This window comes from Brevibacterium permense, from assembly GCF_013280495.1.
Classification (GTDB): domain Bacteria; phylum Actinomycetota; class Actinomycetes; order Actinomycetales; family Brevibacteriaceae; genus Brevibacterium; species Brevibacterium permense.
In genome coordinates, this window is sequence record NZ_JABSSX010000001.1 from 64,518 (window position 1) to 79,269 (window position 14,752).

The 14,752-nt window shown below is 64.9% G+C and carries 13 protein-coding genes; 12 read left to right on the forward strand and 1 reads right to left on the reverse strand.

What is annotated here, in order from left to right:
- Positions 1–98 precede the first annotated feature (98 nt).
- The 12 genes from HK353_RS00305 (at position 99) to HK353_RS00360 (ending at position 13,491) form a co-directional block, all read left to right on the forward strand.
- A complete protein-coding gene (locus HK353_RS00305; RefSeq protein ID WP_173151185.1) occupies positions 99–1,919 on the forward strand; it encodes an ABC transporter substrate-binding protein in 1,821 nt (606 codons plus the stop codon).
- A gap of 125 nt (positions 1,920–2,044) precedes the next feature.
- Positions 2,045–3,205: an ABC transporter permease gene (locus HK353_RS00310; RefSeq protein ID WP_342589761.1), complete on the forward strand. Its 1,161-nt coding sequence runs from the start codon at positions 2,045–2,047 to the stop codon at positions 3,203–3,205.
- Positions 3,205–4,212: an ABC transporter permease gene (locus HK353_RS00315; RefSeq protein WP_245395692.1), complete on the forward strand. Its 1,008-nt coding sequence runs from the start codon at positions 3,205–3,207 to the stop codon at positions 4,210–4,212. The genes HK353_RS00310 and HK353_RS00315 overlap by 1 nt, the downstream gene beginning before the upstream one ends.
- Positions 4,212–5,867 carry an ATP-binding cassette domain-containing protein gene (locus HK353_RS00320; RefSeq protein ID WP_173151187.1) on the forward strand — a complete coding sequence of 552 codons (1,656 nt, stop codon included), beginning with the start codon at positions 4,212–4,214 and terminating at the stop codon, positions 5,865–5,867. The genes HK353_RS00315 and HK353_RS00320 overlap by 1 nt, the downstream gene beginning before the upstream one ends.
- Positions 5,860–6,939 carry a S66 peptidase family protein gene (locus HK353_RS00325; RefSeq protein ID WP_173151189.1) on the forward strand — a complete coding sequence of 360 codons (1,080 nt, stop codon included), beginning with the start codon at positions 5,860–5,862 and terminating at the stop codon, positions 6,937–6,939. Before HK353_RS00320 ends, HK353_RS00325 begins: the two co-directional genes overlap by 8 nt.
- Before the next feature lie 28 nt (positions 6,940–6,967).
- Complete coding sequence (locus tag HK353_RS00330) at positions 6,968–7,768, forward strand: serine hydrolase (RefSeq protein WP_245395693.1); 801 nt, start codon at positions 6,968–6,970, stop codon at positions 7,766–7,768.
- A gap of 59 nt (positions 7,769–7,827) precedes the next feature.
- Positions 7,828–8,136, forward strand: coding sequence for a DUF3870 domain-containing protein (locus HK353_RS00335; protein WP_173151193.1), 309 nt, complete (start codon positions 7,828–7,830; stop codon positions 8,134–8,136).
- Positions 8,137–8,265: 129 nt separating this feature from the next.
- Entirely contained in the window at positions 8,266–9,423 is a 1,158-nt protein-coding gene (locus HK353_RS00340) for a DUF819 family protein (RefSeq protein ID WP_173151195.1), read from the forward strand.
- Between the two features lie 113 nt (positions 9,424–9,536).
- Positions 9,537–10,730, forward strand: a complete 1,194-nt coding sequence (locus HK353_RS00345; RefSeq protein WP_173151197.1) for a dipeptidase — start codon at positions 9,537–9,539, stop codon at positions 10,728–10,730.
- On the forward strand, positions 10,727–11,428 hold the full coding sequence (locus tag HK353_RS00350; protein WP_173151199.1) for a type 1 glutamine amidotransferase: 702 nt from the start codon (positions 10,727–10,729) through the stop codon (positions 11,426–11,428). The genes HK353_RS00345 and HK353_RS00350 overlap by 4 nt, the downstream gene beginning before the upstream one ends.
- 102 nt (positions 11,429–11,530) lie before the next feature.
- Positions 11,531–12,964, forward strand: a complete 1,434-nt coding sequence (locus tag HK353_RS00355; RefSeq protein ID WP_342589762.1) for an APC family permease — start codon at positions 11,531–11,533, stop codon at positions 12,962–12,964.
- A 131-nt stretch (positions 12,965–13,095) separates the two neighbouring features.
- A complete protein-coding gene (locus tag HK353_RS00360; RefSeq protein WP_101543775.1) occupies positions 13,096–13,491 on the forward strand; it encodes a universal stress protein in 396 nt (131 codons plus the stop codon).
- Positions 13,492–13,690: 199 nt separating this feature from the next.
- On the opposite strand, the gene HK353_RS00365 is transcribed toward HK353_RS00360, so the two are convergent.
- Positions 13,691–14,719, reverse strand: coding sequence for an NAD(P)/FAD-dependent oxidoreductase (locus HK353_RS00365; protein WP_173151201.1), 1,029 nt, complete (start codon positions 14,717–14,719; stop codon positions 13,691–13,693).
- Between the last annotated feature and the right edge of the window lie 33 nt (positions 14,720–14,752).

The window sequence follows — 14,752 nt, forward strand, 5'->3', positions numbered from 1 at the left end:
GAGTGATGGAGAACACATCTGCTCTGACCCGGGAGAACACCCAGATTCACCCAGGCCAGGGAGGACAAGTGAATCACCGCACGAGAAGAAAGACGAAGATGCTCACCTCACACTCACTGCGCAGAGGCTGGCAACGGTGCATGGCCGGAGTCGCAGCACTCGCCCTTGCCGGATCGATGGCCGCCTCCCCGGCGCAGGCTGCCACCTCGGAGGCTCCGGCGTCCGAGAACGTGCTGCGGATCGCCACCGACGGTTTCATCGACTCCTTCAACCCGTTCACGTCTTTCTACCTCGTGCCGACGAACACCTTCCGGTACATGTACGAGAACCTTGTGGCCAACGACGCCAAGGACGGTTCGATCACCGAGGGGCTCGCCACCGAATGGAACACGGACTCCGAAGGCAAGGTCTGGACCTACACGATCCGTCCGGACATGAAATGGTCCGACGGTGAACCGCTGACCTCGAAAGACGTCGCCTGGACCTACAACCAGATGATGGAGAAGGAAGAGATGGCGGTGGCGAACGGCAGCCTCGTCGAGAACTTCGACAAGGTCGAGGCTCCCGACGACGGCACCGTCAAGATCACCCTGAAGAAGCCGCAGGCGAACAACCCCGGCCAGGAGATCCCCGTCGTGCCCGAACACGTCTGGTCGAAGATCGACAAGCCCGGCGAATTCAAGAACGATGAGAAGTCCGTCGGCTCGGGGCCCTTCCAACTCGAGAGCTACGAGGCGAACAAGTCGATCACGCTCAAGGCGAACCCGAACTTCTGGCGCGGCAAGCCGAAGCTCGACGAGATCCAGTACCGCTACTACACGAACTCCGATGCGCAGGTGCAGGCGATCCGCTCCGGCGAAGTCGACTTCATCACCGGGCTCAGCCCCGACCAGTTCACGGCGCTGGAGAACGCGGACAACGTCGAACTCAACGACGGCAACGGTCGCCGGTTCAACGGAATCTCCATCAATCCGGGCGTCGCCGACGCCAAGGGCAAGGAATTCGGCACCGGCAATGAGGCGCTCAAGGACAAAAAGGTCCGCCAGGCAATCCGCGCCGGCATCGACACCGAGACCCTGCGCAAACAGGTCATGCAGGACTATGCGCAGCCGGCCACGAGCTTCATTCCCGCCGTCTATCCCGACTGGACACTCAAGTCCGACAACTCCGTCATCAGTGGATTCGACGTGGCCGAGGCGAAGAAGCTCCTCGACGACGCAGGCTGGAAGGAAGGATCCGGCGGCATCCGCGAGAAGGACGGTGAGAAGCTGCAGCTGCGCTTCCTCACCGACGCCGACGCGCCAATCGAACAGAGCACCGCGAAGTTCATCAAACCGTGGATGAAGGACATCGGCATCGACCTGAAGAACGAGTCCTCCGACGTCGACACGGTGTCCGAACGCACCACCAAGGGCGACTACGATATGTACTTCTCCGGCTGGTCGATCAACCCCGACCCCGACTACCAGCTGAGCATCAACACCTGCGGTCAGCGCCCCGACGCCGACGGCAACGGCGGCACCAGCCAGGACGGCTGGTGCAACAAGGAATTCGACAAGCTCTATCAGGCTCAGCACGTCGAGCTCGACCAGGCCAAGCGTCAGGACCTCGTGCAGAGGGCCCAGGCCATCCACTACGAGGAAGCCCCCTCGGTGACGCTGTGGTACCCGAACCAGCTCGAGGCCTACCGCTCCGACCGGTTCGACAACTTCACCAAACAGCCCAGCGACGGCGGTGCTATCGCCAACCAGGTCGGCTACTGGGGATATTCTTCGGTCGAACCCGTCAGCGAAGAGGAAGCCACCGGCGGCGGAATGGGCGCCGGCGGCTGGATCGGCATCGCGGCCGCGGTCATCGTCGTTCTCGGCGGAGGCGGCTGGCTGCTCAGCCGTCGCGAGAAGTCTGACGACCGCGAATAGTCCCCACACCCACAGTCCGGGTGCCGCACCATCCGCACCACCTGCGGCACCCGGGCCCACGGGCCAGTCCGCACCACCTGCGGCACCCGGGCCCACGGCCCGTCCCCACCACCTGGAGCACCACAGTGAGCACACCCACCCACGATCCCCATTCCGGGGATCGCCCTGACCGAGGAACGGGCACGGCGAACCAAGGCACCGACCCCACGAACCCCAGTCCCGCGTCGGCGAAGGGATCCGCGGCAACCGCCGACGCGAACTCCGCCAAGCCGGCGAACCCCGCCACCGTCGATATGGACGAACCACCGGCCGGCGGATCGTTCGCCCGCTACTTCCTGCGCAAGCTCGGCGGAGCCGCGACTTCGATGGTCCTCGTCATCGTGCTCGGCTTCTTCGCGTTCCGGATGCTGCCCGGCGATCCCGTGCTCAAGATCGCGAAGGAACGACCGATGTCCCCGGCGCAGATCGCCGAACTGCGCAGCCAATACGGACTCGACAAGCCCGTCATCGTCCAGTTCTGGGACTACCTCGTCGGCATCGTCACCGGCGACCTCGGCGAGTCCTACGTGTACCGGAAGTCCGTGTCCGCGCTCATCGGCGAATACCTCGGCCCGACCCTGCTGCTCACCGCTACCGCGGCCGTCATCGCCATCGTCCTGGGCCTGTGGCTCGGACAGATCTCGGCCTGGCGACGCAACACCCTGTTCGACAAGCTCGCGTCCTCGACCTCGCTGATCTTCTGGTCCGTGCCGACGTTCTGGCTCGGCCTCATCCTGCTCATGATCTTCGGGGGCACCCTCCAATGGCTGCCCACCGGCGGCATGATCACCCCGGGGCTCGACCCTTGGTCACCGGCCGGGATTATCGACGTCATCAAACACCTCATCCTCCCCGTCATCTCGCTCGTCGCCGTCGTCTACGCGCAGTTCCTCATGATCATGCGCGCCTCCCTGCTCGAGGAGATGAACGAGGACTACCTCACGACCGCCCGCGCGAAAGGACTCACCGAGGATGAAGTCCGCCGCCGTCACGCCGTGCCCAACGCGCTGCTGCCGACCGTCACCGTCGTCTTCCTCCACATCGGCGGGCTCATCGCCGGCGCCGTCACCGTCGAAGCCGTGTTCTCGTGGCCGGGACTGGGCAAACTCACCTTCGAGGCCATCCGCGGCCCCGACCTGCCGCTGCTGCAGGGCACCTTCGTCGTGTTCTCGGCGATCATCATCGTGATGAACCTCGCCGCCGACATCGTCTACCGATTCCTCGATCCCCGCGTCAGGAGGGCCTGATGAGCGCGAACACCCCCGCCGAGGCGGCCCCCGGCCCCTCATCGAACGAACCGAATCCGCGTGGTTCGGAGACACGGGGATCGGATCCGCGCACGTCCGGCAGGGCCGGGCCCGCCGTCGACGGCGCGAAGCTCGTCCGCGAACGTCGAATGAACAACGCGAAGAAGAACTGGGCGCTCTTCCGCTCCGACGTCCCGGCGCTCATCGGCGCCGTCGTGCTCCTGTTCTTCATCGTCATCGCGATCGCCGCACCGCTCATCGCCCCGGCCTCGATGCTCGATGTCACGAAGCAGCTCGACGTGCCGCGCTATGCCCCGCCGAGCCTCGACCACCCCTTGGGCACCGATGACCTGGGACGGGAGCTGTGGGTGCGCATCCTCTGGGGAGCGCGCGTGTCGATCCTCGTAGGCGTCGCAGCGACCGTCATGTCGATGATCATCGGCACCATCATGGGCCTGGCCGCAGGTCACTTCACGGGACTGTTCGGCGGCATCATCATGCGCATCGTCGACTTCTTCATCGTCCTGCCGTCCCTGCTTCTCGCGATCGTGCTCTCCTCCGTGCTCGAGCGCGGTGTCTTCACGATCGTGGTCGCCATCGGACTGACCTCATGGGCGTCGACGGCACGGATCGTGCGGTCGCAGACGTTGAGCGTCGAATCTCGGCTCTACATCGAAAGGGCGCGCATCCTCGGTGCCGGTCATTTCCATATCCTGTTCCGTCACCTGCTGCCTGCGGTGATGCCGCTCGTGCTCGCGAACACGACGCTGACCGTCGGTGGGGCGATCATCGCCGAATCGACGCTGTCGTTCCTCGGCCTCGGGGACACATCGAAGGAATCGTGGGGCACGATCCTGAAGAACTCGATGGACGTGTCCGCGGCGACCTCCGGCTACTGGTGGTACGTGCTCACCCCGGGTGTGGCGATCCTGCTCGTCGTGCTCGCCTTCACGATGGTCGGGCGCGCTTTCGAGGCCATCATCAACCCTGCCCTGAGGAGCCGCTGATGACCGATCTGCAATTCGAGAACGTCTCGATCACCTACCGCTCCTCATCCGACCGCGGCGATGTCGTCGCCGTGGAAGACGTCAGCCTCGACCTGCCCGCCGGTGCCACCCTGGGCATCGCAGGGGAGTCCGGTTCGGGGAAATCGACCTTGATCATGTCGGCTCTGCGCCTGCTGCCGAAGTCGGCTCGCCTCGAGGGGCGGGTCCTCCTCGGCGGGCAGGACATCCGGGAGCTGAGCTTCGGTCAGATCCGCGCGGTCCGGTGGGCACAGGCCTCGATCGTCTTCCAAGGAGCTCTGCACTCTCTCAATCCCGTCCGCGAGGTCGGTAGTCAGATCATCGAAGCCCTCGAACATCACTCAAAGGGCACGTGGACGACTCCGCAGAAGCGCCGGGACCGGATGTTCGAACTCCTCGCTGAGGTCAACCTCGAGACATCGAAGTCGAGCGCGTATCCGCACGAGCTCTCCGGCGGGCAGAAACAGCGCATCATGATCGCCATGGCGCTCGCCTGCGAACCCGATATCATCATCGCCGACGAACCGACGACGGCTCTCGACGTTATCGTGCAGAAGCAGATCCTGTCCGGCCTGGCTCGTCTCGTCGCCGAACGTGGGATTTCGCTGCTGATGATCAGCCACGACCTCGCCGTGCTCTCCGCCGTGTGCGCGAATCTCGCGATCATGCGTCACGGCCGCCTCGTCGAATACGGACCCAGCGACGAAGTGTGCCTGTCTCCGCAGGAGGACTACACGAAGCAGCTCGCCGGTGCGTTTCCGCAGATCGGGGACCCCGAATCCAGGCTCAACCCCCGGACACTCAAACCCGCCGAGGTGGTCCGGGCCGAACCGTTCACCATGACGGATGAGGTGGTGCTCGAGGCGAAGAACCTCAGCGTCTCCTTCGACACCCGCCGGGGTCGTGAACGTGCGGTGCGCGGTGTGGATCTGCAGCTGCGGAAGGCGGAGATCCTTGCCGTCGTCGGCCAGTCCGGTTCGGGAAAGACGACTCTGGCGCGGTCACTGCTCGGTCTGCAGGAGGTGGAAGCGGGTTCCCAGCTGTCGTTCGCGGGCAAGGCTCTGCCGAAGCAGGCGAAGGCGCTGCGAGCATTCCGGCGGAAGGTCCAGATGATTCTGCAGGATCCGGCCGGATCGCTCAATCCCAAACGCAGCGTGTACGAGGCCGTGGTCGAGGGCCTGAAGGTGCAGGGGATCAGGGACCAGGAGTACGAGAGGGTCATCGGCGCGCTCGAAGCCGCCGAGCTCACCCCGGCCGAGGACTATCTCGAGTCGATTCCGCAGGAGCTCTCCGGCGGACAGCGGCAGCGCGTCGTCATCGCCGGCGCCCTGGCGCTCGACCCGCAGGTGCTCATCGCCGATGAGCCGGTGGCCTCGCTGGATGCCTCGGTGCGCGGGGAGATCCTGTCGCTGTTCCTCGCACTGAAGAAGAACCTCGGAATGAGTGCGCTCATCATCACCCACGACCTCGGCCTGGCGTGGAACATCGCGGATACGGTGGCCGTGATGAAAAGAGGCGAGATCGTCGAATACGGTGAAGTCGACAGGGTGTTGTCCGATCCGCAGCACGAGTACACGCAGGAGCTGCTCGCCGCGGTTCCCCGACTGGGAAGCCAGAGTCTGGTGAGGAATGAGTAAGCCGAGCCCCTATCTCGATTCTGCACCGCTGGCGCCCGGTGACACCGTTCGCCTCATCGCGCCGTCGGGACCCACCGATGAGGAGTCGCTGCAGCGGGCGATCGCTCAGCTCGAATCCTGGGGGCTGCGCGTTGTGCCCGCTGAGCACATCCGCGCCCGCCACCCGCGGGTGAAGTATCTGGCCGGCACGGATGCCGAGCGCCGGGCCGACCTCGTCGACGCGTGGTGCGATCCGGACACGGATGCGGTCATCGCGCTGCGCGGCGGCTTCGGAGCCATGCGCCTGCTCGACGGCATCGACTTCGACCTCATGCGCCGGCACATGCTGCGCCGCGACGGCCGTCCCAAGCTGCTCACCGGCTCCTCGGACATCACCGCACTCCACCAGGCCTGGGAGCACCACCTCGGTGTCGCGACCCTGTTCTGCCCGATGGTCGGAAACGACCCGTTCAAGAAATCGACGGTCGTCCCCGACGAGGTGGCCTCGTGGCTGTTCCATCCCTGGGGCGGCCGCGAACTCGGCTTCCCCGTAGAGGACGTGACCATTTCGACCACTCAAGACCGTTCGTCGGAGCGCACCGCTGCGGAGGAGACCGCTGCGCGGGAGGCTAACCGCCCGCTCAGCCGGGCGCAGACGTTGGTTCCGGGGTCGGCGAAGGGCCGCCTCGGCGGGGGAAATCTCAGTCTCATCGCCGCTGGGATGGGCAGTCCCGAGCTCATCGACGTGCGGGAACGACGCGAGCGTCGGGGTCCGAGCATCCTCATGCTCGAAGACGTCGACGAAGAGCTGTACCGGCTCGACAATCTCATGGTGCAGCTGGTCCGCGGCGGGTGGTTCACCTCGGCGGATGCGGTCGTGCTCGGCTCGTGGGAGGACTGCGCTCCTGTCCACGAGGTGGAGGCGCTGATGATCGACTACCTCGGCGGTCTAGGAATACCGATTGTGTCGGAGATGGGCTTCGGTCACGATCCCGATGCGCCGAGTGCCCCACTCGGCGTCGATGTCACCCTCGAGGCGGAGTACGGGGAGCGGCCGCGACTGTGGGTCGATCGCGCGGCTGGGCAGGCATGAACGAAACGAGACTGACAGGAGCATGATGATGAGCGAACTGAAGTTCGATGGACTGCCCGGAGTGCGCTTCGGCGCTCTGGCCTTCGACGTCGACAGCGGTGAACGGGTGTTCGCCCACAATGAGAACGACGAACTCGACACGGCCAGCATGGGCAAGGTCTTCCTGCTCCACACTGCCTTGCAGATGTCCAAGGACGGCACGGTTGACCTGGAAGAACGCCTGCACCGACGGCCCTCGGAGAGAGTCGACGAATCGGGGATCTGGTACCTCATGGAGCAGGACGACCTGAGCATCTTCGACGTCGCTCTGCTCATCGGGGCGTTCAGCGACAACTTCGCCACGAACGTGCTCATCCGCAGGGTCGGGCTGGAGAATGTTGCGGATCAGGTGGAGACGCTCGGGTACCGGAACTCGGGTCTGCATGACTTTCTGCGCTGGCCGCGTCCGGCGAAGGCACCGCGGACACTGTCGACGGGCACGGCCGCGGAGCTCAGTGATTTCATGGCCAGGCACGCCAAGGACGAGTTCTGGGACGAGTCGACGAACGAGGTCTTCCGGCGCTGGTTGGGAGCCGGCGCGGACACCTCGATGGTCGCCTCGGCGTTCGATCTCGACCCGCTCGCTCACTACAACTACCAGCGGGATGTGTGGGTGTGGAACAAGACCGGCACGAACGGGACGATCCGGGCAGATGCCGGGATCGTGATGACGCCTACGCGTCGCGTCGCCTATGCGGTGTTCGCGAACTGGGAACCGGGCACCGACCGCGTCGTCGACGTCATGCCGATCATGCGGCAGGCCGGAGACGCGATCCACCGGTTCCTCTGAATGTCGATCGATTCGGAAGCACCCTCGGCACGGACGGCCGTGGGGTAGTCTGGTGGGCGATGTCCGATACGATCTACCTCACAGGCGAAGCGAAGGCTCCGTCGAACAACCCGATCACCAACCAGTTCGGTCTGTTCTACGTGGCGTTCGAGATCCAGCCGGACACCCACCGAATCCTCGATGTGGACTGCACGGCGACGTTGGCTCTGACCCGGAACTTCATTCGGAGCCTGTTCGTCGATGCCGACATCACGGACCCCGGTCGACTGATAGAGCGCATCCAGCGCCGCTACCACGGTTCCTCGCAGAAGGCGCTGATCACAGCAGTGAACAACGCCGTGAAGAAGTACCGCGAGGTCACCGCTTAGGCAGCACGTTCGACCACCCCGATTGCCCGGGCCCTCACCGGACCGGATCCGATCGACAACTGCACATTGCTCCACCCCGGAGGCATGCCCCGCACCGGGATGGACGTTTTCAATGAGGAAGTGTCGTAAGTGATCACGGACGGTTTTCTATTCATCAGCCTGCTTCTGGCGATCTCCGCTGTACTCGTCGTCGCGGACCGGAGCGGGCGCTTCACGCTCTTCAAATATGTGCCCGGCTTCGTCATCCTCTACATCGTGGCGGCGCTGCTCAACACCTTCGGCGTCTTCGACCACGACGGCGGAGACATCACCGCGGTCGGTGACACCCTGCGCGAGGTGATGCTGCCCGCGATGATCCTGCTCATGCTGTTCAAATGCGATATCCGGCAGATCATCAAGCTCGGGCCCAAACTGCTGCTCACCTTCGCGGTGACCGCGGCGAGCATCATCGCAGGCTTCATCATCAGCTACCTCATCCTGCACTCCAGCCTCGACCCGGAGGCGTGGAAGGCCCTCGGCGCTCTCAACGCCTCCTGGACGGGTGGTTCGGCGAACATGGTCGCGGTGCAGGAGGTCCTCCAGGCGCCGGAGAACGTGTTCGGCTACGTCCTCATCGTCGACACGGTGCTCTACTCCTTCTGGCTGCTGCTCGTCTTCTCCTCCGTCACGGTCTCCGACAAGTTCGACACGTGGACGAAGGCCGATATGTCGAAGCTCGACTTCACCGACAGGGTCTCGGCCGAGGAGGAGAAGCCGATGACGCTGTCGTCGATCTTCGGACTCATCGGATTCGCGCTGCTGGCCTCGGCCCTGGCGATCCGCCTCGGCGAACTGCTGCCCGAGGTCGGAGCGGTCATCGACGGAACGGCGTGGACGATCCTCATCGTCAGCGTCCTCGGCCTGGCCATCGGATCGACTCGGTTCGGCAGGACCGCCGGATCCAATGAGCTCGCGACGATCCTGCTCTACCTGATCATCGGCATCATCGCCTCCGGCTCGGACTTCACCTCCCTGGCCGAAGCGCCGCTCTACCTGGTGGCGGGCATCATCGTCCTCCTCGTCCACATCGCCATCATGCTCATCTACGCCAAGCTCACCCGCACCGAGCTCTTCAGCATCGCCGTGGCCAGCACCGCGAACATCGGCGGAATCGCCTCGGCGCCGGTCGTCGCGGGAGCCTTCAACCGACAGCTCGTCCCCGTCGGTGTGCTGTTCGCACTGATGGGCACGTTCCTCGGCACGTTCCTCGGCCTGTGGTCGGCCCAGATCCTGTCCGGGCTGGCATGATGAACGAACCGACCCCACCTCGCCGAGGCGGCCGACCTCCCCATCGTGGGCGTGCCGCTCCGCATCCGCCCACACCTGCACCGAACCAATCCGCCGACCGGAAGGACCCGACCATGACCGCACCCGACACAGCCTCCGCACCCGGGCCCGACACCGAATCCGCACCCGCCGTCGACGTCTTCGACGGACACAACGACCTCGCCTGGTACCTGCGCGAGGAACGCGACTACAGCGTGGAGGGGCTCAACGATCCGGCCGTGTCGCCGTTCACCACGATGGATCAGCTGGCGGCCGGCCATGTGGCCGCGCAGTACTGGTCCGTCTACGTCCATTCCTCGATCACCGGCGCCGACGCGATCAAGGCCACATGGGAGCAGATCGACGCGGTCCAGCGTGTCGTCGCCGCCTACCCCGAACGACTCGCCTTCGCCCGCACCGCCGCCGACGTCCGTGCTGCTCGCGCCGCCGGCAAGGTTGCCTCCCTCATGGGCGTCGAAGGCGGTCAGCAGATCGACGAGTCCCTGGCCGTGCTGCGGTCATACGCCCGCGCCGGGGCCCGCTATATGACGCTGACGTGGTCGACCACTCATTCCTGGGCCGACTCGGCCACGGACGAACCGGTCCACGGCGGCTTGAGCGCATTCGGACGTGAGGTCGTGGCGGAGATGAACCGGATCGGGATGATCCTCGACCTCTCCCACGTCGCGCCCACCGTCATGCACCAGTCGCTGGACCAGAGCACCTTGCCGGTCCTCTTCACCCACTCCTGCGCCTACGGTCTCAACCCGCACCCGCGCAACATCCCCGACGACGTCCTCGACCGCGTGCCCGACAACGGGGGAGTGGCGATGATGACTTTCGTGCCGTCATTCGTCTCGAACGCCCGCCGCGAATGGGTCGACGCCGGAGAACAGGGAACCGCCCCCGAGGTGACCGTGGCCCAAGTCGCCGACCATTGCGATTACGTACGCGAGCGGATCGGCATCGACCATATCGGACTGGGCGGCGACATCTGCGGAGTCGATGAGCTGCCGACCGGACTCGGTGATGCCGGCCAGTACCCGAACCTGTTCGCCGAGCTCGCCTCGCGCGGCTGGTCGCAGACCGACCTGCGCAAGATCGGCTTCGACAATGCGATGCGCGTCCTCGACGCGCACGAGGATGCGTACACGGCGTTCCTCGGCTCGGCGGACGACGCACCGTCCGCGGCCAACGGCACGTCCGCCTCGGCGACGGGGAACGGCAGCAGCGGCGACGTCGGGTCCGCAGGCAATGGTTCGTCCTCCTCGGCGGGGGCGGAATCATGACTCGGCTGCTCGTCATCGTCAACGACATCGAATCTCAGCCGGGGCTGCTGACACGGTGGATGATCAGCGAGAACGTCGAATTCGATCTGCGCATCGGCGGGGTTTCACCCCTGCCGGCGCCCTCGGAACTCGATGCCTATGACGGGCTCATCATGCTCGGCGGCGGGTACATGCCCGACGAGACGGATCGTGCCCCGTGGTTGGCCGATGAGGCCGAACTCGTCCGCCATGCCCTGGCCACGGATCTGCCGCAGTTCGGGATCTGCCTCGGCGGGCAGCTCATCGCCCACGTCATCGGGGGCGATGTGCAGGCGCGGACCGGGGCGCCGGAGAAGGGATACACGCGGATCGACACTACCACCGAGGCGGCCGCGGACCCGGTGTTCTCCGCGATCCGACCGCGGACGTCGTTCGTCGAAAGCCACGTCGACCGCATCGTCGCCCTCCCCGAGGAGGCGACCCTGCTGGCCACGAGCGAGGCCTGTGAATTCCAGGCGTTCCGAGTCGGCCGGGCATGGGGGACGCAGTTCCATCCGGAGTCGACGCGGGCGAACATCGAGCGCTGGGATGCGGAGAAACTGCAGACTTTGGGGTTCGATAAAGATACCCTGTTGGAAGAAGCGATGGAGCTCGGACCGGAGAGCGAACGTGATTCGAAGGCCTTGTTCTCGGCGTTTCTCACAATGGTTCGGAACTGAAGCTTGTGTGTCAGGCTCGTGACTGAGGCATACTGGGCGAGGCTCTGACCACAGTCAGGGCCAGGTATGCGGCACAGCCGCCGCATTGGACACGGAGGAATCGTGAGCGACAAAGAACCCACGACGACAATCGACCCCGGTGGCGGACATCAGCCCGAGACCCTCAAGCGGGTCATGGGGCCGAAGCTGCTGCTTCTGTTCATCGTCGGTGACATCCTCGGAACCGGCGTCTATGCTCTGACGGGCAAGGTGGCCGGGCAGGTCGGCGGTGCCGGTTGGGCACCGGTGATCCTCGCCTTCCTCATCGCGCTGATCACTGCATTCTCCTATATGGAACTCGTGACGAAGTATCCGCAGGCCGCGGGTGCAGCGCTGTATACGCACAAGGCGTTCGGGATCCACTTCGTGACGTTCCTCGTCGCCTTCGCCGTCCTCAGCTCCGGAATCACCTCGGCATCGACGGCGTCGAATGTCTTCGCTGCCAACCTTGTGGCCGGCTTCGGTTGGGACGTCTCCGGCACAGGGGTGATGTGGATTGCACTGGCGTTCCTCACTCTCATTGCGCTCATCAACCTCCGCGGAGTCGGCGAGAGCGTCTGGTTCAACGTCGTCCTCACACTCATCGAGCTGAGCGGTCTGCTGCTGGTCATCGTCGTCGGCTTCTTCGCACTCGGTTCGGGTGACGCCGACTTCTCACGCGTGATGATCTTCGAGACCGAGGGCGACAAGAGCGTCTTCCTCGCGGTCACCGGTGCCACTGCGCTTGCTTTCTTCTCCATGGTCGGCTTCGAGGATTCGGTCAACATGGTCGAGGAGACGAAGGATCCGCGGATCTTCCCGAAGATCATGCTCTCTGGTCTGACGATCACCGGCATCATCTACGTCCTCGTCTCCCTGGTCACCGTCGCAGCCGTGCCCATCGGCGTGCTCACCGAGAGCGAGACGCCGCTGCTCGAGGTGGTCCGCGAGGGTGCTCCGGGCCTGCCGATCGATACGATCTTCCCATTCATGACGATGTTCGCCGTTGCGAACTCGGCCCTGATCAACATGCTCATGGCCAGCCGTCTGCTCTACGGTATGGCCAAGCAGAACGTGCTCCCGCCCGTGTTCGCGAAGGTCTTGGCCGGCCGCCGCTCGCCGTGGGTGTCGATCATCTTCACGACGCTGATCGCCTTCGCGCTCATCTTCTTCGTGACCACGATCCTGCCCGAGACGGTGACCGCATCCCTGGGCGGCACCACCTCGCTGCTGCTGTTGGCAGTGTTCGCCGTCGTCAACGTCGCCGTGCTCATCCTGCGCAAGGACAAGTCCGGCAATGCCGAACACTTCAAGGCGCCGACGATTCTGCCGTGGATCGGCGTCGTCACCTGCGTGTTCCTCGTTGGTCCGTGGGCTCGCCTCGATGAGCTCATCCAGTATCAGATCGCAGCGGCGCTCGTCGGCATCGGCGTCGTTCTGTGGGCCGTGACCTGGTTCTGGAACCGTTCGACGAAGGGCACGAGCACCCGATTCCGCAATCCCGAAGAGCTGTCGTGAGCTCATCCCCTCGCCGAGGCGGTGCGGCCGGCGCCACTCGCCGACCCATGTCTGCATGGCTCGATATGCTGGGACGGTGGGTTCCCGACCTGCGCTCGGATCTGTACAGCTCAATCCAACGAAGGTGAAAAATGACAGTACTCGTCGGTTACGTCAACAATCCCGCCGGACACGCTGCTCTCGATGCCGGCATCGCGCAGGCGAAGAAGGACGGCAAGGAGCTCGTCGTCGTCAATGCGTCACGGTCGGCGCAGCGCAGCGACTCCTACCGCCTCGGCGAAGGGGAGCTCAAATCCGTCAACAACTACCTGACCAGGGCGGACGTCGAGTTTCGCGTGCTGACCTTGGGTAGCGAATACGACCCGGCCGAACAGATCCTCGACACCGCCAACGAGGTGGGAGCCGAACTGATCGTGCTCGGAACCCGGAAGCGCACCCCGGTCGGAAAATTCCTGCTCGGGTCGACGATTCAGAAGGTCATCCTCGACGCCGAAGCCCCGGTGCTGTGCGTCAAAGCCGCGCACTGAGGGCTTGACCGCGGCGGCTCGGCCGCAGCGGCGTGACCCGCGGCCATGGGGCCTGTTGTGCATGCGTGATGTCTGCGTGGCCGGTGGAAGCAAGCCACCGGTGAAATCGTGACGTCTGCGCTTCCTTGGCCGCGTGCACGAGCGGACACGCCCCGAAACGAGGCTTGCTGGGCTGTCATGCACCCGCCTCACGCACGTCTCAGCCGAGCCGCTCCATGATGAGATCGGCGTTGACATGAGCGCCGGCCATCACCCCGCTGGCTGTGCTGGCCACGACCATCGCTGAGACGTCTGCGCTGTTGCCGACCGCCCAGACGCCGGGTACATCGGTCTGCCCTGCCATCTGTGTGGGAATATAGGTGCCCATCCCGCTCGGGTGAGCGACGACCTCGCCTCCGAGCTGGGAGAACAGGTCGGCATTCGCCCGCGCATACGCGCCGACGGTGAGCGCATCGAAGGTGCGAGCGTTAGCTCCGCCTGCGGATTCGTCGGCCGTCAGGGAAACGACGGTGTCGGACTCGGTGCGGGCCACCTTGGTGACGGTGGAATCGATGTACTCGATGCCGAGCGTATCGAGCATTGCCGTCTGTTCGGAATCAGGGGCGGGAGCGTTGTGCCGGATGAAGCTGACGCGGTCGCTGAGCTGGGAGAACAGCATCGCCTGGTGGTATGACATGGCCGTTGTGCCGACGACTCCGATGCGCTGTCCGCGCACCTCGAAGCCGTGGCAGTAGGGGCAGTGCAGGACGGTGTCGCCCCATCCTTCCGCGAGGCCCGGGATGTCCGGAAGTTCGTCGCTCAGCCCGGTGGCGATGATGATGCGGCGGGCCCTGACAATGACCCCCGCCGAGGTGGTCAGTTGGAACCGGTACCGTGGCGCCTCCTCCGCGGGGTTGGGCCCTGAACCGATCGTGCGCGCTTGCTGCACAGTCGCGTCGATGAAGGCAACTCCGTATTCTTTGGCCTCAGCGCGGCCTTTCGCCACGAGATCCTGGGGTCGGATGCCTTCGTGGCCGAGGATGTTGTGCGCGTGTGCGCTCGAGGAATTGCGCAGCTGGCCGGAGTCGATGACGACGACGGATCGCAGCGACCTGGCCAGGGCGATCGATGCGGCGAGGCCGCCTGCCCCACCACCGATGACGGCGACATCGAACGAGTCCTGCGCGGTTTCGGCCGACGAGTCGGGCGCAGTCGGCTGGGAATTTACGGGTGCAGTTTGGGTGGTCATGTTTCTCCTGTGTGCAGATGGATGGTCGGCGTC